A 236-nucleotide genomic window follows, 5' to 3' on the forward strand; every position below is an offset into this window, starting at 1 on the left:
CTCTTCATCAACAGCAAGCCAAAATTGGCTGTAATATGCATGAATATCTTGCAAGTCGGGTTGATCTGCCAAATCAACAGCAACTCCAAATTCTTCCTTCTGAATAGAAAGTATCAAATCAATAACTGCTTGTTTGTAGGTATCATTGTAAGCGATTAACTTCATAGCCATAGTATAACAGATTACTTTCAATTTTATAAACAAAAAAACTTCCAAAAGGAAGTTTTTAAAATTAT

1 protein-coding gene is annotated in these 236 nt (G+C 31.8%); it reads right to left on the reverse strand.

The annotated features are described in order from the left end of the window. Positions 1-236 (reverse strand): hypothetical protein (locus tag ETC27_RS18360; protein ID WP_205742807.1); only part of this gene is annotated, 236 nt, incomplete at both ends.

It is taken from the genome of Onishia niordana (assembly GCF_004798965.1).
GTDB classification, from domain to species: Bacteria; Pseudomonadota; Gammaproteobacteria; order Pseudomonadales; family Halomonadaceae; genus Onishia; species Onishia niordana.